The sequence below is a fragment of the Acidicapsa acidisoli genome, assembly GCF_025685625.1.
GTDB classification, from domain to species: Bacteria; Acidobacteriota; Terriglobia; order Terriglobales; family Acidobacteriaceae; genus Acidicapsa; species Acidicapsa acidisoli.
The window spans coordinates 226093-245313 of sequence record NZ_JAGSYI010000002.1 but is presented as its reverse complement, the minus strand read 5'-3'; the positions used below and the strand labels follow the sequence as shown (position 1 = coordinate 245313).

The following is a 19221-nucleotide window of genomic DNA, read 5'->3' as shown; positions in this document are numbered from 1 at the left end:
AGGCAACCCCTGCCAGAGGCCTACCAGTCGATCTTGTCCGGGAAAAACTCTGCGATCAAGTCATCGTAATAAGGTTTCAATTCCTTGAGATTCGGCTTAGCCGCGCCCTTCGAATAGAGGTCGTAGGGATTGAACTTCAGCACCCAGGGCAGCATCTCTTCATCATGCTTGGACAGAAGATGCCCGTAAGCCCCCTGCTGATGCCACGCGTAGAAGGAATGATAGCGGAGCATGTACAGCGCCTCTTCCGGCAGATAGTCCTTTACGACATGGCCGATGTAAGCGTCGTGACCCCACGACATGTGGACATTGCTCAGCCCGCAATTTGGCTCATAAATTCCGAATTTGGTTTGATATTCGGGCACCGAGAAGTCCGGATTCGCGGAGAAATATTCGGGGAACACAACCTTCTCGGAGTAGGCGCAGCCAACCGGAAATGTATCGCCCACAACTGCCCATTGGGGCTCGCCATAGAGACACAACACCTTGCCCAGATCGTGAATAAAGCCGGTTAGAACCATCCAGCGCGGATGACCATCCTTACGAATGGCCTCGGATGTTTGGAGCAGGTGCTCAATCTGGGTCAGGTCAGTGTCCGGGTCGCTCTCATCCACCAATGTGTTGAGGAATTCGGCAGCTTCCCAGATGCTCTTTTTTCCCTTGTCGAGAGCAAAATACTCCCGTTCCTTGGCCACGGCAAAGTCCAGGGTCTGATACTTGTGGTTCTCCCGGTAAAACTCCGCGACCGTGGGGATGACATTTGCGTCATAGTTGCGGAACTCCGCTTCGCTCTTGCCCTCGCGATAGCGTCCAGCAACGAAATCGCCCCAACTGTCCTCAATCAATAAGGCATTCTGCGCCGATGTCGAAGATTCAATCGCCATGGATGCACCCCTTTGGGAAATGGATTCGGCCAACTTCCGGTAACGCTAACGCTCCTGAGCTTATCAGGAACCGAGCAAAACCGCGAGGGGGTTGACGTTAGGAATAGGCAGCAAAAAGGGCTCGCGTAAGCGGGCCCTTTTCTTTGTAACGCTTTGGATACTCAGAGCAGCGAATTGCGGCCTCTCAGAATTCGTTCCACAGCGCCTGGTTATAGACCTCGTGATGGTATTGGACCTCGGACCCCTTGACGAAGGTGCCCAACTGACGCGGGGAGCGATCTGCCGCTGCCCTCTTGAGCTCCGTAAAGCGGTTTTGCACATCGGCCCCAAGAATCTCCGCAATCCAGGTTGCACTTGAGAAGTCTTCGATGGCGGAGTAGATGTTGTCCGGCAGGTAGCGGTGCGCCTGACGCAGGTTGTCGATCGAGGCCACCTGTCCGTCGATGCCGGTCTTGAACAACGAATAGAGCACCAGGTAGGGGTTGGCGTCCGGAGCGACCGAGCGCACTTCAACTCGCATGGACTTGGAGTTCCCGATCGGCACTCGAATCATCGAACCGCGATCCGTAGCCGAAGCCTTGATCTGATTGGGAGCTTCAAAGTGCGGATCGAGCCGGCGGTAGGAGTTCACGCTGGGGTTGAGAATCAGACAGATGTCCAGCGCGTGCGACAGAATACGATCGATGTACTCCCAGCCAAACGACGAGAGCTGTTCCTGGCCGGCTGGATCCCAGAACAGGTTGGTCTTGTCCCGGGTAATCGACATATTGGTGTGCATGCCGCTGCCGTTCACGCCCACCACGGGCTTGGGCAGAAAACTCGCCGTGTAACCCATATTCGTGGCAACCTGACGCGTGAGCAGCTTGTAAAGCTGGATCTGATCGGCGGCAGCTACGACTTCGCCATAGGAATAGTTGATCTCGAATTGGCTTGGAGCCACTTCCGGATGATCCTTCTCATTCTGGAAGCCCATGGCGCGTTGCACTTCCGCGCAGGTATCAATGAACTGACGCAGCGGGTCTAATGGGAGCGAGTGATAGTAGCCGCCGGTGTTTACGTATTCGAATTTGCCGGTCTGGTGGTATTTCTTTTCGGCATCGCGCCCGGCGAAGAGGAAGCCCTCGATCTCATTGGCCGCGTTGAGGGTGTAGCCCTTCTCCTTGTACAGCCGGTCCGAGTAGTTCTTGAGAACTCCGCGTAGATCACCCGCGTACGGCGCGCCGCTCTTGTCGATCACTGTCCCGAATACCAGCACTTTGCCATTGCCGAAAACGTCGGCCGGAACCCAATAGAAGGCGCTCCAATCGATTCCCAGACGCAAATCGCTCTCCTTCTGCGCGGTAAAGCCGCGAATCGAGGAGCCATCGAAGGTCAGGTTGTCGTAGCTGGCAACCAGAAACTTCTTGTCGTAATCCAAAAGGTGCAGCCGGCCCTCAAGATCGGAAAACAGCACTGTTACTGCCTTGATGCGTTTCTCGTCCGTCAGGTACTTCAAGCGCGCTTCGCGGATCTCGTCTGCGGAAACCCGGTTCAGACGGTCGCTCTTGGCCTTGAGGTTGAGTTCTTCCAACTCCTCGTAGGAGAGGGCAAGAAAATTACGATACTCGGTAGACATGAATCTCCTTCCTTGCGAAAAAGGGAATTGATACAGCACAAACCAGGACCTCAGGCATCAAGAACCCGGAAAGTTTTAAGTCGCTACGGTGGGGAATCGATCACTCAACGATGCGGGCGAATAGATACGCGAGACGAAAGCAAGATTGAAACGAGGGTCGATCCGCCATAATCGCATATTTTACGCGAAAGACCCGGGTCTCGCATGGTTCGGTCCCAGATCCTGCACCAGGATCGAGACACGCCCCCTCAAGCCGCTCCTAGTCTTCGTGAACCGACAATCAAGGTTGCGGTCTTCGGAGAAGAAAAATCTATACCTCGTATAAAGCGAGCTTTGTGCTGACTAAAATACGTCCTCAGTCAATTACTGCGATCCATGCACTCGTTCCTGCCATTTCCACACGCAGGTTTTCACCATCCCACTGAGCTTTGGCGTCTCCAAGGACCGTGTGGGATTGCGATGCCCCTTCGAGCAGCGTGCCGCCAAGTTTGAGGTTCACCGTCGAGTCCGTCGCCGCGCGGTTCACGACAACGAGAACTTTGCCTCCCGGAGCACTCTTCTCGCCAGCATTTCTCGCGAGTACTCGCGTGTAGGCCAGCACGTCCTTGTCAGCGGCGAGCACCTGCATCTCGCCAGTCTGCAGCGCGGCGTACTTTGCCCGCATCGTCAACAGGTTCTGCACCCAATCATGCATTACAGCCTGCTCCGGCGTTCGGCCCGTGAAAGCGCTCTGCGTGGCTTCAGGCCACCCGCCGGGAAAATCGCGCCGGTTATCAGGGTCGTCTCCGCCCTGCATTGCGATCTCGTCCCCGGAGTAGATCTGCGGCATTCCGCGCATCGTCAACAGGATGGTAAAAGCAAGCCGCATATTTTCCGGTGTCGCGCCCTTGTTCGACAGAAATCGTGAATTGTCGTGGTTCCCAAGAAATGGAATCAGCCGCTCGGGGTGCGGAAAGAGCGCATCGAGCCGCCATACATCTGTCAGGTGAGACATCGGCTCATCTTTGAAAAAGACATCCCGAAGCGCGCAAAAGCTTGGAAAGTCAAACGGTGTATCCAGTCCGGTATCAACGCCGTTGCGGGTGACACCTCCGGCAAAGGAGGAGGTGATGGTTGCGTCGCAGTTGTAAACCTCGCCGACGGTGGTCAGCTTCGGATAGATTCCATGGATTTGTGCGTGAAAGTCATGCCAGAACGCGCGGCCAACGTAAGGAAAAGTATCGATGCGCAGACCATCCGCGCCGGTCTGCTCAATCCACCACATCGCGTTTTGGATGAGGTATTGCGACGTCGCCGGGTTCTCCTGATTCAGGTCGGGAAGAGTGTTCGCAAACCAGCCTTGCAGGACGTATTGCTGATCGCGCCAGGGCGCGTGCGGGTCAACAAGCGGACGGAATTCCCCTACCGCTTCGTGGTGATCGGCCTTGGTTCCATGCAACCAATCGGGGTCGGGCTCATCGTCGACCCACACATTCTTTGGACCGACATGGTTCGGTACGGTGTCGAGCACCAGTTTCATCTGGCGCCGATGTAGTTCAGCGGCCAGTGCCTGTAAATCCGCGAGCGTGCCATAGTGAGGATCGACCGCATACATATCCGTTGCGCCGTAACCGTGATAGCTATCGGGCTCATGTCGATTGGCATAAACCGGCGTCATCCAAACCGTGGTAAAGCCGAGTTGTTGAATGTAGTCAAGGTGTTGCGTTATGCCGCGAAGATCCCCTCCATGCCAGCCGCGAACCCTGCTACGCTCAGTTGCGGCTTCGGCGCTGCTCTCAGGCTGTGTGCCTTCGCCACCGTCATTGGTGAGGTCGCCGTCAGCGAAACGATCGGTCATGATCAAATACATCGCGTCCCGCGACGAGAAGCCCGCGAATCCATCCGCCGCAGACCGCCGCTCCTCAAAGCGATACTCCCGGCTGGTATCTCCGCCCGGCGTACGCGCATCGATAGTGAGGGTCTCAGCCTTCGCTGGCGAAGCATTGAGCCACAACTCCGCCCAGTGCCCATTTGCAGAGATCTTCGCCTGATCGATGTGCAGGTGACTGTCACTGAGCGTGAAGTGTGCCGCGGAAAGATGCTCTCCCTGAACAAGAAGCATTGGCTTTGGCATGGCGGCCCACCAATTCGGCGGGTCTATTTTCGCGATCGCGGGAGCAGAACTATCGTTTGCAAACAGAGTTGAAGGCAGGAATGCAAGAAAGGCCACGGCGAAAGAGTTGACGTACTTCGCAAAACTCATTACAAGCATCCTTTAAGCAGAGAGTTGGTGACGCGGCAGGATGTACCGCCATTCAGTGAATCTCCAAGGCGCCGCCGCTGGTTCGCGCACGGCCCCTGGAGTTGAAAGCGGTTCGCTTAGAAGAGAAAGCGCACTGCCATTTGCATCTGCCGTTCCGAATACTCACGTGTACCCGTGATCTGACCGAATGTTCCATCGATGATGTTTGCATCCGGATTGGTAAACTGCGGCGTGTTTGTCACGTTGTAGACCTCCGCGCGAAGCTCCGTTGCAAAGCGTTCAGTAAAGTGCAGCGTCTTGAACAGAGAGATATCGCCCTCCGCGAGCCCAGGGCCAAAATATTCGTTGCGGCCCGTGTTGCCTTCCGTACCGGGCGCTGGCGCTGAGAAGTCAGACTTTACCAGATAAGGCTGGCTGAGGACACTGTGTGTCACAGGGTCTCCACCCTTCTCATTGGCGCGCAAACTGTAGGACGACCCGAAGTTCTCGACGCCGATAACGCTGAACGGCGAACCGGTTTCGGCAGAGACAATCGTATTGAGTTGCCACCCTCCTATAACCATATCCAACCCGCGGCCCACGTGATTCGCAAACATCTGGCCACGCCCGAATGGCAGTGTATACAAAGCACTCGCAACGAAGACGTTCCGCTGGTCGAGGGTTGAGTTACCCTTGTTCAGCGCGTGGTTGTAGACGTAGATCGGGCTAACTGCGTAGAAGTCCAGATAGCCGTCCGTGTCGTCGATGTTGTGCGCCCACGTATACGAACTGGTGAAGATCAGGGTGTTAGTCGCCTTGTAGTTGAGTTGAGCCTGCAAGCTGTTGTAGTGCGACACGCCATCGGTCTTGTTCAGCACCACCTCGCCGATATTCGGATACGGATTCGGAGTCGTGCTCGGCGTTCCAAGCGGATTGGTATTGTCAAGGTAGCCGGTCGCGAGATGCGTGGTCTTGTTGCCCACGTAGCCCAGCGTAATAATTGTCTTCGTTCCAAACTGCTGCTGTAGCTGCAGGTCGTACTGTTGCACATTGGGAAGCTTCTCCGTCCGCTCTACAGCAAACACGTTAATGCCGGCAGGTGGATCATTCGGATTGAAGTTAGGGAATCCTGGCAACGGCAGCGGTCCCGTTGCGTTCGCATTGCTGTTTTGATTCGGAGTTGCCGCGCCCGTGAACGTATAGCGGTAGCCTTGCTGCGCTGTGTAGTTGACGCTGCCGCCAAAGGGCACCTGCTGACCAAGCTGGTTATCGATGCCGCCACGATCGAGGAAATAGTAAATTCCATAGCCTCCGCGCAGCACCGTCTTGCCTGTGCCAAATACGTCGTATGCAAATCCGATGCGAGGAGCGAAGTTGCCGTAGTTGTTGTTGATGATGGTGCGCGGCACACCATTGACCCCGGCCAGCTCTATCGTGCCGGTTGCCGGATCGAGCGCTGCCTGGCGGTTGTACTCCTCGGTCGGCCACGTGATGATGTCGTAGCGCAAGCCGAGATTGAGCATCAACCGCTGCGTCGCATGCCAGTCATCCTCACCAAAGATACCAAACTCATAATTGCGGGTTCCATAGAAACCGCTTTGTGCGCCGATGCTGTAGTAGTCAGTGAAACCGGCGAGCATCTCTGAGACTACGTATCCAGTTGAGTCGCCCGAAGCGAAATTGAAGTATCCCTTGCCGGAGATCGGACGGAAGTAAGCCACCTCGCGCCGAATCGCAGCCGCGCCAAATTTGAAGGTATGCTTTGTCCTCGCAATGGTTACAGCGTCATTGATCTCATAGGTGTTTTCCGGTACCGCGTAGGTCCCGTAGTCACCCGTGTAATCGATCTCGTTTCCATTGCCTCCAATCAGCGCCCCGCCGCCGAGATTGGCATTGCGATTGGCGTTCACAATCCCCAGATCAGCCGAGATCGGCACGCCGGAGAATACCGGTACGTTTGCGAACGTATAACGGTTGTAGCCGATACGAAACTCGTTAATCACAGTCGGCGAAAAGATGTGTGTTTCCCCGACGGCATAACCACGGCCATGCACATAATTCTCGCCGGAGGCGAAGCCCGCAGGCAGGTTCGGCAGCGAGGAAGTGCGGCTGAAGTTGCTGTTGTCATACACAAACCGCGCAAAGGCACGATCACTCTTTGTGAGATTCCCATCCGCACGCACGTCGAAGGTGTTGTTGTGCGTAACGTTGACGCGCGAGGTCGTGTAGTTATTCTCCGTTCCGTTTGTCGTGCCCGAAGTGTTAGGCAGCGGATAGGCGTTGAGATAGTTGAGGGCAGCCGGGTTCAGCTGGGTGCTCGGAATGATGTTCCCAGGAAAGGGGTTGCAAGTCAGAGGATCGTAAATAGCTCCGCTCGTGTACACCGCCGTACCGTTCGGGCCATTCGGGTAAAGATTGGGACAGAAGATGTAAAGAGGTGCGGCCGTAATCCCGGTAGTTCCTAGCAGCTCAGAGAAGTTGCCCTGCCGCATCAGCATGGTAGGTACCGTATCCGACTCCGCATTGAGAGGTTGGTTCTCGCGAACACCCTGGTAGTCGCCAAACAGGAAGACATGGTTCTTCCACACCGGTCCGCCAACAGAGCCGCCAAAAGTATTGCGTTTGAAGGGCAGAACAGGTGTTGGAGCAACACCAATGAACCCGTGGTTCGGGTTCGAATCAAAAAGACTTGAACGCCCGAATTCAAAGGCCGATCCGTGGAACTGGCTGCCTCCAGACTTAATGGACGACTGGACGATCGCGCCTCCAGCTCGTCCGAACTCCGCAGGTGCGGTGCTCGTATTCACTTTGAACTCTTCTGTTCCTTCAATGTTCGGGAAGAAATCAAGCGTGTTGACCAGCGACTCGTTATTGTCGATCCCGTCCAGGATGAAGTTGTTCGCCTGAGGCCGCAATCCATTGGTCGAAAGCGAGCCACCGCCCGATTCTGAGTTCCGGAAGGTCTCCACGTCTCCGTTAACACCCGACGCGGAATTGCCATAGTTTCCGCGAGTCACACCCGGAGTGAGCAGCGCAAGCTGAGTGAAATTGCGGCCGTTCAACGGCAGTTCCGTAACCTGCCTCCCCTGGATATCTTCGCCGACCGAAGAGGTCGAGGTATCAACCAGCGGCGCTGCATCCGTCACCTGCACAACAGTCGTGGCGCCACCGGGCTGAAGGTGCGCATTAATCTCCTGAACTTGCGAAACCTCGAGCGTAAATGATTGGCTGATCGACGTGAAGCCGTCCATTGAGATATCTACCTTGTACTGGCCACGGGGCACGGCAGCAAAGGTGAATGTTCCATCATCCTTCGAAGTCATCTTGCTGATAGCGCCGGTATCGACATCGGTCAGCGTGATAGTGGCTCCAGGAATGATTGCGCCGGTGGCATCGGACACTGTTCCTGTGACACGGCCGCTATCCGTCTGTGCGGATGCGATTACGGAGACTAGGTAGAAAAGGGCGGCGACTATGGGGAGAATGTGCGCTCGTGTGTCCGGGGGATTCCTGAATCTCATAACAACCTCCAGCGTCTTTGACTGCGGCTTACGCTGAATTGATTCCTGAATTTCGCTAGGACACACCCCACAACGCTACTAATGTTTACTCAAATAATGCTTTAACTTAGCGCGAATATCCCTCCCTTTGATGCTGATTTTTCCGGTATGGGTTCATGAATCTTGCGGAGGTCTCCGCACGACGAGCTTCAATGAATGTAGGTGGCAGTAGGCGATGTGAGAATGTAAATGAGTAAGGCTTACAGCGTGCTCACTTCGAATACGGTGAGTCCGAGTTCTCTCGCAGCTTCCCCCAGGTATTCGGTATAGTCGTCCTTTCCCTTTGACCTCTGATCCCAAACCAGGGAAACTGCGGCTTGATCGCCGGAAGCCTCCGCCACGCGCACAATTTCGTCGAGAATGGCGTGGTTCGCTCTAACATATGCCTCATCGCCCTGGCTAAGTTGTAAATCGATAAGATCCTTCCGGTGCTCGGCCGCTGCGATGATCCGGTCGAAGATGGGTCCCCAATCTCCCGGCCGGTCAATCACGGAGGTCTGGCGGAATTGGCCCGGTTCAAACGGAAGAATGATCCGGCTCCGGATGTCCAGTGTCTCGGCGACTTGCAGAGCGATGAGGTCGGCGCCGCAGGCCGCTGAACAAACCAGGACGCGCACACCCTGCTCCGAAAGCAGGCGTTCCAGGCGCTCCCCGACCTTCCCTGCGTTTCCGAAAGGAAATACCGGATCGGATGTTTCCCGCGCATCAATCCGACGTCCAGCCAATCCAAGTATCATTCCGTTCTCCAACTCGTTTTGAGATATCTGATCCTGACTCATCGCGCCAATAAATTCTTCAACTTCCATCTGTTTCATGCTACGCTTGCGCCCATTGAGAACCAATCTATGCCAGATCCGATCGAGATTCCTCCATCCGACTCCCCGGACGATACTGCGGGGAAATTCAAGCATAATGCAGAAGTAATCATCCTTCTCTTCGGCAGAGCGGACGACACCAGATCCGCAGAAGTGCGAAGTGCTTTTGCGCGGGCACTCATTCCCATCGCGATCCTCTCGAACGCGCTCTTCGTCGACGATGGCGCGGCCAATGGACTTGCCGGGCTGCTTGGCGACGCTATCGATCAGGTAGACCTGGCGCCTGCCACGCTCGGCATTCTGTCGCCGGGAACTACCGCGCCAGCCGCGAATCACGCGGCGCTGATGCGGCTACCCGCGCAGTGTGCAAACCCCGGCAAGGCTCGGTTCTTGATCGCGGCAGGCCTGGCGGGAAAGCCGCCTTCAGCCAGGAAGCTAACTATCGCCCTCCTCATCGGCGGCAGCGATTCCGACAAGGCAATCGCGTTGCGCTGCGCGCGCAATTGCTGGCCGCTGTTGGTCATGCGGAATACAGGGGTGCTTGGAGATGCGCTGCTCACTGCCAAGGATTCCGTGGATGCTGGTGGCAAACTCGCAGAAATAGCCGATCCGGATGTGCGTGAGATCGTCGACAGCGGCATGATGCGAGCAATCGATTTCTCCGCCGATACGGACACCTTAAAACGGCTGCTGCTTGGCCCAATTCAAAAGCCAGGGGAAATTCTTGCTGACGCATGGTCTCGCTATGACGAACTCGATAAAGGCGCGGTCAAAAAGCAGACCTGGTTTCGGACGACCCAGATTGCAATCCTCCTTCTGACGGTGCTCGCAACCTTGATGGCCATTTTGTTCTCTGTGATCCATGGCCTCGATCCTCACAAATACTCTTGGGCGCAGTCCGCCGAAGGAACGCTGCACATCGTCATGATCGTCATCCCGATCAGCATCTCGCTGCTGGTTGGGTTCAACGCCCGGTTCCGCGATGGAAACAAGTGGATACTGCTACGCGCCGCCTCAGAATCGGTGAAACAGCATATCTTCCGATATCGCACCAGGTCGGGCGCTTACAGCGAAGATCAATGCAAAACACAGTCAGCGTCCACACAGCTTGCTTCCAACATCCGGGACATCACCTCAAATCTCGGGCAGAGTGAGGTCAATCGTACCAATCTCGCACCGCAACCGATTGGAGACCCTCAGCGAACCACCTTCCTCACCGCGGAAGAATATCTTCGCACCCGGGTTGACGATCAGATCGCCTATTTTGTGAAAACGACCCGGCGGCTTTATCGCCAATTGATGATCCTCCAGATCTGTATACTCTCCGCCGGCGGCGCAGGCACATTCCTTGCCGCCATCAAATTGGATCTTTGGGTCGCATTCACCACCGCCCTCGCGACGGCCTTCGCATCGAAACTGGAACTCGATCAGGTCGAGACTTCACTTGTTCAATACAACGCAGCCCTCATGAGTCTGCGCAATATCGAATCGTGGTGGAAAGGTCTCTCACCCTGGGAGAGAACGAGACAAAAGAACATCGACCTCCTGGTGGATCAAACCGAAACCACCCTCGAGCACGAAACAGCCGGGTGGGTCCAGAAGATGCAGTCCACGCTTGAGAAGCTCACGGAGAAGGAATCGAGCACCAGCCAGAAATCCGATCAAGAGCCCGATCAGAAGTCTGATCAGAACTCTAACCAGAAGTCCGGCCAGACATCCGATCAGAAACCAAGCCAGAACCCCAATCCAAACGCCGATCAAAAACTCGAGCAGAGCCCCGATCAGGAGCCGGGCGGAAACGGCGGTAGCTGAGCTTTCGGTTAGCTGTCCCACAATCGGTTCTCAGGACACCTGATACTCTCGTCTGCGTCCTTAGCCTGCCGGTGGCAGATTGAAGCGCATTGAGAGCAGCATAATTTCATGCAATGCCGTTTTGCACTTGGAGACAGCACTGTCGCTCTCCCAAGACGGTTGCTCAACTCCGGCTCATTACTAACTTGACTCATTCTGGGAGAGAAGAGTGGAGTCGCCAAGGAAAGCTTGCTTTGGAATCCTGGTCGACAGGGCGATCCTTCGCATCGCATTCGGGAAGAGGGAAAAGCCCAAAGGTGCCAGGTTGCGACCCACACCTGTCACCATCAATCGCGAGAGCAACGCTGCGAACGACATGCCTCGGCCTAGTTGAGCACGCAGCCTGCGATAGTATTGGTCGGCGCTGTCGCCAGCCAGGTACATCTCCGCGGCAAGAGCTGCACTGTGCAAGGCAATCGACATGCCATCCCCGGTAAACGATGGGATGACCGCTGCTTGGTCGCCTACACACCAGAGGCCGAAGGGACGGTCGGCAAGATAACCGTACGGAATCGAGGAGACGGCCAATGGCCGATCCCACATGGCTTTTGCGCCTCGCATGCGTTCCTGCAAGTTCCGGTTATCACCGAGAATAGATTTGAATAGCTCAGTCCATCCGCCGATCTTGCGCAACTCCGCACGCCGAACAATCAGGCACAGATTGGCCACATCTTTTTCGACCAGAGAGAGCCCTCCATATCCGCCCGAGAAGAGAAATATCTCAATCGCCTCTCTCAATGCCTCGGTCTGGCTACGCTCCAGTTGCCAGTGCAATTTGAAGGCGACGAGGTCGGACTGCCCGGTGGGTGAACGATCCCATCCGCGAAGATCGTGTTTGCCATTCGCCAGAAACACCGTGTGAGCGCACAACGATTCACCGTTGCGGAATTTCGCGAACCACAGGTTGTCGTCGGTTGTCAGCTGATCCACGAATAACCCACGCATTACCGTGCACCCTCGCCTTTCGGCGCAAGTGAGCATCGCCGCGTCCAGGGCGTACCGTGAGAGCGATAGCGCTCGGAAGGGCAGGGCTGTTTCTATTACCTCCCGTCTTGAGGAAAGACGCAGCGTACGGATCGTGGCCGCGCCAAGACCTGACGGGCTAACCCCCACCAGGTGCAGATACTCGATGGCTTCGTGGCTCAAAAATTCACCACAGACCTTATGATGCGCGGAACTCTCTTTCTCAACGAGAGTAACCTGGCGTCCTGCAGCCGCCAGGCGGATCGCCACCATTGTGCCCGCAAGGCCTCCTCCAATGACAAGGTTGTCAACCATGACGCTGGAAACGCTCATTTGGACTTTCTCACTGGCCGCGGCTTTCGTCTTGCGACACAAAGACGCGCCGGCGTGAAGCTCTGTACAGCGAAGTCATGATTTCGCAGACCGGCGGCAGTGCACATTCTTTGCCAGTCATTCGGCACGAAAGACCGTGCAATGGAGACGGGTCCGTCATGTTGTACAAAGGGATGGAGTCTCGCCAACTTTGAGAAGATACGGAAGAGATGGTACGGAATCGGTGCGCGGGAGAGGTCGTTGATAAACCATCCGAGTCCGGCGTGCTGCTCCATCCATTGAATGAATCGAACAATATCGTCTTCGACAAGATGATGGGTAAAGAGGGAACTGACGACCAGGTGAACCGGTTCCTGTGGCGCGTAAGCAAGTACATCGGCATTGATCCATTGAATTCTGCTCGCGGCAGGACTGGCCTCCGCTGCAATCTCTATCGTGTCCGGATTCAAGTCGAGGCCCGTCAACTCCACGTCGATATCTCGCTGCCTTGCCCATTGGTCGATCCTGCGCAGCCCATCTCCATCGCCGCAGCCAATGTCAAGGATGCGCAGGGGTTCCCCAAGCATCGGTACATCTTTCGTGAAAGTATCAAGCCAGTGCAGCAGGGGCCGGTAGGCCAACGTCCAGCGATTTGTCCTTGAGATGTCCCGAAGGCAGGCGCGAATCTCTTCGCGGCTGCATGGCTCGTCCATCAGTTCATCAAGCTGCAAGCGATGGCGGAAATCCGGAATGCTAAGCGGCATGGAAGAGCATGGTCTCCGCCGTGAGTCCAGGTCCAAAGGACATGGCACAGCCTTGTTGCCCCGCCTTTGCTCGCTCCATAATCTGCTGTAACACGAACATAACGCTTGCAGAGGACATGTTGCCATATCGCGCCAGAATGTCGCGTGAACATGCGAGAGCATCTGCGCCCAGGGAAAGGCCTTTCTCTACCGAGTCGAGAATTGAGCGGCCGCCTGGATGCACCGCCCACCAGTCGACGCACAACGGATCTTGCCCACGCGTTATTTCAGGTCCTGATTGCTTCAACGCTCGGCAGATTTCCCCGGGCACCTCGCCGGAAAGATGCATGTCGAATCCGAGTTCACCAATTCGCCAGGTAATCAGGTCGATTGTCTGGGGAATAGAAACGGCGAGAAAGCTGTCGATGGCCAGCCCTTTATGCTGCGCGGTTATCAGAGAGGCAGCGCAACCATCCGCAAAGACCAGAAAGGACAGTATCTGTTCCAACTGATGGGTTTCCTGAAAGTGTAACGTGCAGAGCTCAAGATTCAATACCAGGACTGCTGCATCCGGCTCGGAACGCACAGTGTGATGGGCCAGCTTCATTGCGTTAACGGCGGCGTAGCATCCCATGAAGCCGATCATCGTTCGTTCGACCGACGGGGAAAGCCCGAGATGGTTGACGACTTCGAAGTCCAGGCCCGGAGCGTAGAGTCCGGTGCACGACGTCACGATCACGTGCGTTATGCTTCGCCGCTCCGCTTCAGTAAGTGAAAGCTTGTCCAATGCGCTGCGTGCCAACTGTGGGGCAAAGCGTTCGAACAACTCCATGCGACGCGCTGTTCCGGGAAAGTCTCCTGGCACATAGATCTGCTCAGCATCGCCCCACGAGCCGCCTTCAGCGTGGATCGGATTCACGAATGAGTAGCGATCTTCGATTGCCGACAAGCGCGCCATACGGCGAAACAGATTTCTGGTCGTACCCTCTGAGAGCAAGTTAGCCGCAAAATCAATGAATGCCCGATGGACATTGTGCTGAGGGACTGCTGTTGCGATGCGATTAATGTGTGCGGTTGTCATTTTCTGCCACTTTCCCTGCAAAGTTACCTCATGCAATTGTCTACGATTCGCAACGTCCGGTTGTCATCGTCTTGTCATCGTGGCAGGTCTGATTGCCAGCCCCGTTGACCTGCCCCCAAACTCCGCACGTTGGTTGATATGAATTTAACCCGTCGTCGGAGCTATGGCAAAGTGGGAAACGCCGGAGGCGTTTTCCAAGCGGGCGAAGCCTGCGTCTTTTCCATAGCTCTGGCTGCGGATTGCTTCAACAAACTCGGCTGGCGTTCTGTAGCCGAGGCTGCTGTGTGGCCGCTCTTCGTTGTACTCTCTTTTCCAAGCGGCAATCTTGATGCGTGCGTCGAACAGGTTTCTGAACCAACTTATACGCAGGCACTCTTCTCTGGGCCGTCCATGGAAGCTTTCTACGTGTGCGTTCTGGGTCGGCAGAACTCCTCCTTGCCACGTGGGGCGTTTACTGACTCGGAACATAATTCGAGCTATAATTTGCCTCGGACCTGCTGACTCAGCTCGCATAGAATTTCAGAGGAACTCCGCGGTTCTTTGCCTTATTGGCCGCAGGCGGTCGGTCCAACTTTTGCCTCGCGCTCCAGCATGAAGCCAGGAACTAGAATTCACAGCCACATTGAGCTGCCAGAGCCTAAGGCCCAGTCAGTTGCAGTCCACTAGACATCGGCTCGAAGAAACGAGGAGAAAGCATACCTTACATCTTTGGATATGGCTACCTGATCGAACAGTCATCGCGCCTCAGGACAACGCCGCGGGCGATTTACGTGCTGCTGGCCAAGGTTTCGAGGTTTGCCCGTGGTTGGTGAGCCCGCACAGGTTCCATCGGCTTCACCACCACGTTTGCCGGGGCCGCTCCGGACCCTTCGGGTTCCATTCAAGGAGTGGTCTACGCGGTGAGCAAACAGGAACTGGATGACACCAACAGGCGCGAACAGGGCTATACACCGACGGACATTATTGACGAGATCGAGATCCTCAGCGGTGACTATAAGCCGAAAGACAAGGTCTGGATGTACGTGAACGACTTCAAACCCGGCGAACGGGAGAAGAGCCTGCCGTCGCCCGAGTTCCCCATCGTGCAATCGTATGTGGATATCTGCCTGACCGGCTGCCTGCAGGTTGAAGGGGCATTTCCGGATGACGCCCACGACTTAGCGCAACGCGTCACGGGATGCATAGAGCGTGCGCTAGTGCTGGGCGCAAAAGTCATGAGGAAAACGGCGCGCGCCGGGCCGGGCATCAAAAACGTAATCGAAGATACGAGGGAGGGCGAGGGCGCAATCGATATAGCGATCCATGACATGAATCATCAATGCCTCAAAACTCCGCTTTCGGATCGGTGATGCGAGTGGTACATTCGAGCCAGTCACACTTGTTATGAGATGCCAGTGAAACCACTGCGAAAGCTTCTTGATGGTCCTCGCATTCCACACGCGTTCCTAACGCCTCTCCGCTGTCTTTTCCTCATATCGGTATCCCTGGCGCCGCTGACTGAGGCACAACAGGTGAGTTTTCGCATTACGCCGCTGCGGCCAGTGGAAGAACTGCGCGCGGAGGCATTGAAAAGTCAGGCGCCTAAAGAAGAAGGGACTTTCCGCGAGCCCGACTTGGTGGAACTGGTCAAGCTCGATCCGACCATAAAATTGGATATCCGATACGCGACCACGAACAATTTTCTGGGTACTCCAGTTTACACGCAGGCACGAGCTTTTCTGGAGCGGCCGGCCGCGCGGGCACTGGTGCTCGCCAATCACCAGTTGAGGCATCATGGATACGGCCTAATTATTCACGACGGCTACCGTCCGTGGTACGTGACCAAGATCTTTTGGGACGCGACGCCGGATGATAAGAAAAACTTTGTCGCTAACCCCGCAGAGGGATCAAAGCACAACCGCGGGTGCGCGGTGGACCTCTCTCTATATGATCTGAAGACGGGTGAAGAAGTGCAGATGCCGAGCGGCTATGACGAGATGACCGATCGTGCCTACGCCGACTATCCGGGCGGCACAGCCGATGAGCGCGCCCGTCGTGCGCTGCTGCGCGAGGCCATGGAAAAACAGGGCTTCAAAGTGATCCCGGATGAGTGGTGGCACTTCGACTACAAGGATTGGAAGCTCTACCCGATCATCAACGTAAAATTCGAGGATTTAAGCCAGTAGCAAGTCTGCCCGGTTAATGCGTAGCAGGTGCCGGCTGCTGAGGAAGACCCCACGATACGGCTAAGCGTTGATATGCCGACTCGGGCAGTTGGACCAGAACCGGCAGCCGAGCTGGATTGAGCCAGAGGAGCAGGGATTCGAGATTGTTCCTGGTCATCGCGGTGCAGCCAGCGGTGCCGCGGTCGCTGCTGTGCCAGATATGGAGAAAAACACAAGAGCCGCCTCGCGGCTGTGGTACCGTGCGACTCGGTACAATGGCGTTGTGATCGATCACGACTCCCCAGCGATAGGATTCGCCGACATCGCGCATATGCTCGGAGCTGTTCCAGTCAGGTGCAACGGTGGAACGGTCGACGATCCGGTTATAGTTCTTCGATGAGACGTCGTCGACGCATTCAATGGATTCAGTGAGGACGAGATAGGGCAGCTTGAGTCCAGGTAGGGGCTGGATTGAGTAGCCGAATGCCGTACCCATGGTGAAAACGCCGGCTGGCGACTTGCCATCCCCCTCTATCTTGATTGGTTCGGGTTCGATGCGGATACCCGGTTGTCCAGCATCGATGAGGCCTATGCCCCAGCCCATACCCCTGCTGCCAACCACGATAGGGACGGGTTCGCCCACGGAACGCCATGACTCCTGCGAATCAGCGCGCTCGAAACGCTCCAGCCAGCCCTGGACCGCGTCCCAGCCAGGCGTGACTACGACGATCATCTGTGTGGAATGCGCGAGAACCGGCGGTGCAGCAGGTTGAGGCGCGGCCAAAACACATGCAGTAAGGGGCGCAAAGCACGAAAGAAAAAGTGTGGACTTATTCATCAATGAAAGTGTACGGCAAGATGGCTATCGATCTGCGCAAGCTTTTTGGTCGCCTTCCAACTGGCCTCGTTTTGAGTGCATATTGGTAAGCGTATTTTCAGTTTTGACGTAATCCTCGCCAGAACACCTCGATGAGCGGCCCGAGGATTTATCATCAACGGGTTTAGCATCGGGGCACAACGCGGTCTGTCAACTTTTCTAGCAGCTTCCCATTACACCGTTTTCGCCAACGAGGCTTTCACTATCATCTTTGAATGACTGGAGCCCGCATATCTTGAAAATCTCAGCTTCTCCCGTCCACACGCGGCATCGCGGCTTCGATCTCTTGCGCGTTATTGCGATTTACATGGTCATGCAGATCCACACCGGCGAGTTCGAGTACATATCATCAAACGGAACCGTACTGCACACGGCGGGGTCCTGGGCCGTGGGATGGACAAACTCGCTCCTGCGCGTCTGCGTGCCGCTGTTCGTCATGATTACCGGATTCTTCCTTTTTCCCATCGAAGATGAGCGTAAATTCTTCCGGAAGCGCTTCACCCGTGTATTGATTCCCTTCGTGATCTGGTGCGCAGTCTACGCCTTCTATTACTACGCGCAAGGAGCGATCACTCTTCATACCGCATTGCTCAACATCGCCAAAATCCCCGTCAACTACGGCACCGAAGTCGGCCATCTGTGGTTCGTCTACATGCTGATGGCGATCTACCTAATCGCACCCGTGTTCTCGCCGTGGATCGTATCGGCAAGCCGCAAGAGCATGGAACTCTTCCTGGCGCTGTGGGGCGTGACATTGACGCTGCCCTTCATTCACCTCTTCTTCGCAGAGGTGTGGGGCGAGTGTTATTGGAATGCAACGCCAACCCTCTACTACTTCTCAGGCTTCATCGGCTATGCCGTACTGGCCGCCTACATCAAGCGATTCTGGATGGCGCCTTCGTCGCGTATCGACTGGCTCGCAATCGGCATGATTGTGGTGGGTTATTCTGCTACCGCCGGAGGGTTTCTCTACAGACTTCGCTACGAGCATGAAGTAAAGAGTCTCGAGCTGACATGGAATTTCACCATACTGAACGTTGCGATCATGACTGCAGGACTCTTCCTGCTCTTCCGAAACATTCATGCGAATCGCAGCAACAGCCTCCTATGGCGATTGATAGACGATCTTTCGCGCATGAGCTATGGCATGTACCTGGCGCACATCATCGTACTCAACGCCATTCATACCCGCATGGCGCCCATAATCGGAAATGCGTTTGTGCGCATTCCAGCGATCGCATTCACTACTTTCCTTATTACCTATCTCGGGGTCAAGCTGATCTCATTGTTGCCGGGGAGCAAATACATCGTCGGCTAAAGCCTTCCAAAATTGGTCGCTCGGCCTTTTCGACGAGTTTGAGAAGCACCGCAGGGGATTCTGTTTCCAAGCCGGTCTTCATCATTTTCCTGCCTCATCGCCGTGGCGATTGCCGAGCCAACTGGCGAAGTTTGTAGCCTGGATACGATCGCTAATCGCGAGGAATCGATCCGTAGATTCATTCGCAAGCTCGGCCCGGTGGAGCATTTTTACTGCGACCGGAACAATCACCGTGATCAGAAGAGGCGAATACGGATGCCGGAGCTGATGCCATAGGAAGGGAGCGCGCCGTAAGTGAATTGGGGCCAGTCCTGGTATTCAAAATCCGCGAGGCGCAGGTAGATTCGGCGATTGACGCGGAAATCGCATCCGGCGCCCGGCGCTACCACAAAGTAAGTGCCGTGCGCGTAGTTGTAGGGAAACGTGAATTGGCCAACTCCGAAAAGGACTTTGGCGTACGGCTTGAACCGGCCCAGCTCTTTGAAGGCGAAGCGGGGCCCTATGAGGTAGGTCTCGTCGTGCACGTAGGCTGTCTCATTCAGCTTGAGCCAGCGCGCTTCGGCTTCAATGCCAAGGGGGCCCCTGGGGGTGACGTCGACGAACGCGGTGGGGCCAAACAGCTTGCGCTGGCCATATCCGACGTAGTAACCGGAAAAGGACCCTCCCGCCGAAAGCATCACTCCACCGACCTCGGCCGACTCCCTCACCTGGCCAAGCGCAGGTTTCGCCAGGACGATGGAGAGCGCCAATAGCACCAGGGGAAGTACTGCGGTACGCCGCCACCGGATGTCGAGCCGTCCGCCCCGCACCAGATTCACGCTATGGAAGCTCTTCATC

General features: G+C 55.8%; 14 protein-coding genes and 1 pseudogene. 4 read left to right on the top strand and 11 right to left on the bottom strand.

Annotated features, from left to right (window positions below; all coding sequences use genetic code 11):
* Positions 1-20: 20 nt before the first annotated feature.
* The 5 genes from OHL23_RS11115 to OHL23_RS11095 form a co-directional block, all read right to left on the bottom strand.
* On the bottom strand, positions 21-884 hold the full coding sequence (locus OHL23_RS11115) for an inositol oxygenase (RefSeq protein WP_263351953.1): 864 nt from the start codon (positions 882-884) through the stop codon (positions 21-23).
* 184 nt (positions 885-1068) lie between these two features.
* Positions 1069-2499, bottom strand: a complete 1431-nt coding sequence (locus tag OHL23_RS11110; RefSeq protein ID WP_263351952.1) for a glutamine synthetase family protein — start codon at positions 2497-2499, stop codon at positions 1069-1071.
* Between the two features lie 355 nt (positions 2500-2854).
* Entirely contained in the window at positions 2855-4741 is a 1887-nt protein-coding gene (locus OHL23_RS11105; RefSeq protein ID WP_263351951.1) for an alpha-amylase family glycosyl hydrolase, read from the bottom strand.
* A 116-nt stretch (positions 4742-4857) separates the two neighbouring features.
* Complete coding sequence (locus tag OHL23_RS11100; protein WP_263351950.1) at positions 4858-8241, bottom strand: carboxypeptidase regulatory-like domain-containing protein; 3384 nt, start codon at positions 8239-8241, stop codon at positions 4858-4860.
* A gap of 239 nt (positions 8242-8480) precedes the next feature.
* Positions 8481-9017: a hypothetical protein gene (locus OHL23_RS11095; RefSeq protein WP_263351949.1), complete on the bottom strand. Its 537-nt coding sequence runs from the start codon at positions 9015-9017 to the stop codon at positions 8481-8483.
* A 108-nt stretch (positions 9018-9125) separates the two neighbouring features.
* On the opposite strand from OHL23_RS11095, the gene OHL23_RS11090 reads away from it, so the two are divergent.
* Positions 9126-10907: a DUF4231 domain-containing protein gene (locus tag OHL23_RS11090; protein WP_263351948.1), complete on the top strand. Its 1782-nt coding sequence runs from the start codon at positions 9126-9128 to the stop codon at positions 10905-10907.
* A gap of 180 nt (positions 10908-11087) precedes the next feature.
* Here the strand turns inward: OHL23_RS11090 and OHL23_RS11085 are convergent, their stop codons facing one another.
* The 4 genes and pseudogenes from OHL23_RS11085 to OHL23_RS11070 all read right to left on the bottom strand — a co-directional run.
* Entirely contained in the window at positions 11088-12242 is a 1155-nt protein-coding gene (locus tag OHL23_RS11085) for an NAD(P)/FAD-dependent oxidoreductase (RefSeq protein WP_263351947.1), read from the bottom strand.
* A complete protein-coding gene (locus OHL23_RS11080) occupies positions 12239-12985 on the bottom strand; it encodes a methyltransferase domain-containing protein (RefSeq protein WP_263351946.1) in 747 nt (248 codons plus the stop codon). The genes OHL23_RS11085 and OHL23_RS11080 overlap by 4 nt, the downstream gene beginning before the upstream one ends.
* On the bottom strand, positions 12975-14045 hold the full coding sequence (locus OHL23_RS11075; RefSeq protein ID WP_263351945.1) for a type III polyketide synthase: 1071 nt from the start codon (positions 14043-14045) through the stop codon (positions 12975-12977). Before OHL23_RS11075 ends, OHL23_RS11080 begins: the two co-directional genes overlap by 11 nt.
* Before the next feature lie 144 nt (positions 14046-14189).
* A pseudogene (locus tag OHL23_RS11070) lies at positions 14190-14468 on the bottom strand (integrase core domain-containing protein); the annotation flags it as partial.
* Between the two features lie 476 nt (positions 14469-14944).
* Here OHL23_RS11070 and OHL23_RS11065 point away from each other — a divergent pair.
* Both OHL23_RS11065 and OHL23_RS11060 read left to right on the top strand, forming a co-directional pair.
* On the top strand, positions 14945-15394 hold the full coding sequence (locus OHL23_RS11065; RefSeq protein WP_263351944.1) for a hypothetical protein: 450 nt from the start codon (positions 14945-14947) through the stop codon (positions 15392-15394).
* A 162-nt stretch (positions 15395-15556) separates the two neighbouring features.
* Positions 15557-16210: a M15 family metallopeptidase gene (locus OHL23_RS11060; protein WP_263351943.1), complete on the top strand. Its 654-nt coding sequence runs from the start codon at positions 15557-15559 to the stop codon at positions 16208-16210.
* A 13-nt stretch (positions 16211-16223) separates the two neighbouring features.
* Here OHL23_RS11060 and OHL23_RS11055 read toward each other — a convergent pair whose 3' ends face one another.
* Complete coding sequence (locus OHL23_RS11055) at positions 16224-16973, bottom strand: L,D-transpeptidase family protein (protein WP_263351942.1); 750 nt, start codon at positions 16971-16973, stop codon at positions 16224-16226.
* A 328-nt stretch (positions 16974-17301) separates the two neighbouring features.
* Between OHL23_RS11055 and OHL23_RS11050 the strand changes: the two genes are divergently transcribed.
* Positions 17302-18384: an acyltransferase gene (locus OHL23_RS11050; protein WP_263351941.1), complete on the top strand. Its 1083-nt coding sequence runs from the start codon at positions 17302-17304 to the stop codon at positions 18382-18384.
* Positions 18385-18620: 236 nt separating this feature from the next.
* Here the strand turns inward: OHL23_RS11050 and OHL23_RS11045 are convergent, their stop codons facing one another.
* Complete coding sequence (locus OHL23_RS11045; RefSeq protein WP_263351940.1) at positions 18621-19220, bottom strand: hypothetical protein; 600 nt, start codon at positions 19218-19220, stop codon at positions 18621-18623.
* Position 19221: the final 1 nt, after the last annotated feature.

Excerpts from the sequence above, each read along its gene's own strand:
- OHL23_RS11115 (WP_263351953.1), bottom strand. The coding sequence starts at position 884 with ATGGCGATTGAATCTTCGACATCGGCGCAGAATGCCTTATTGATTGAG.
- OHL23_RS11110 (WP_263351952.1), bottom strand. The coding sequence starts at position 2,499 with ATGTCTACCGAGTATCGTAATTTTCTTGCCCTCTCCTACGAGGAGTTG.
- OHL23_RS11095 (WP_263351949.1), bottom strand. The coding sequence starts at position 9,017 with ATGATACTTGGATTGGCTGGACGTCGGATTGATGCGCGGGAAACATCC.
- OHL23_RS11100 (WP_263351950.1), bottom strand. The coding sequence starts at position 8,241 with ATGAGATTCAGGAATCCCCCGGACACACGAGCGCACATTCTCCCCATA.
- OHL23_RS11080 (WP_263351946.1), bottom strand. The coding sequence starts at position 12,985 with ATGCCGCTTAGCATTCCGGATTTCCGCCATCGCTTGCAGCTTGATGAA.
- OHL23_RS11075 (WP_263351945.1), bottom strand. The coding sequence starts at position 14,045 with ATGACAACCGCACACATTAATCGCATCGCAACAGCAGTCCCTCAGCAC.
- OHL23_RS11105 (WP_263351951.1), bottom strand. The coding sequence starts at position 4,741 with ATGAGTTTTGCGAAGTACGTCAACTCTTTCGCCGTGGCCTTTCTTGCA.
- OHL23_RS11045 (WP_263351940.1), bottom strand. The coding sequence starts at position 19,220 with ATGAAGAGCTTCCATAGCGTGAATCTGGTGCGGGGCGGACGGCTCGAC.
- OHL23_RS11090 (WP_263351948.1), top strand. The coding sequence starts at position 9,126 with ATGCCAGATCCGATCGAGATTCCTCCATCCGACTCCCCGGACGATACT.
- OHL23_RS11085 (WP_263351947.1), bottom strand. The coding sequence starts at position 12,242 with ATGAGCGTTTCCAGCGTCATGGTTGACAACCTTGTCATTGGAGGAGGC.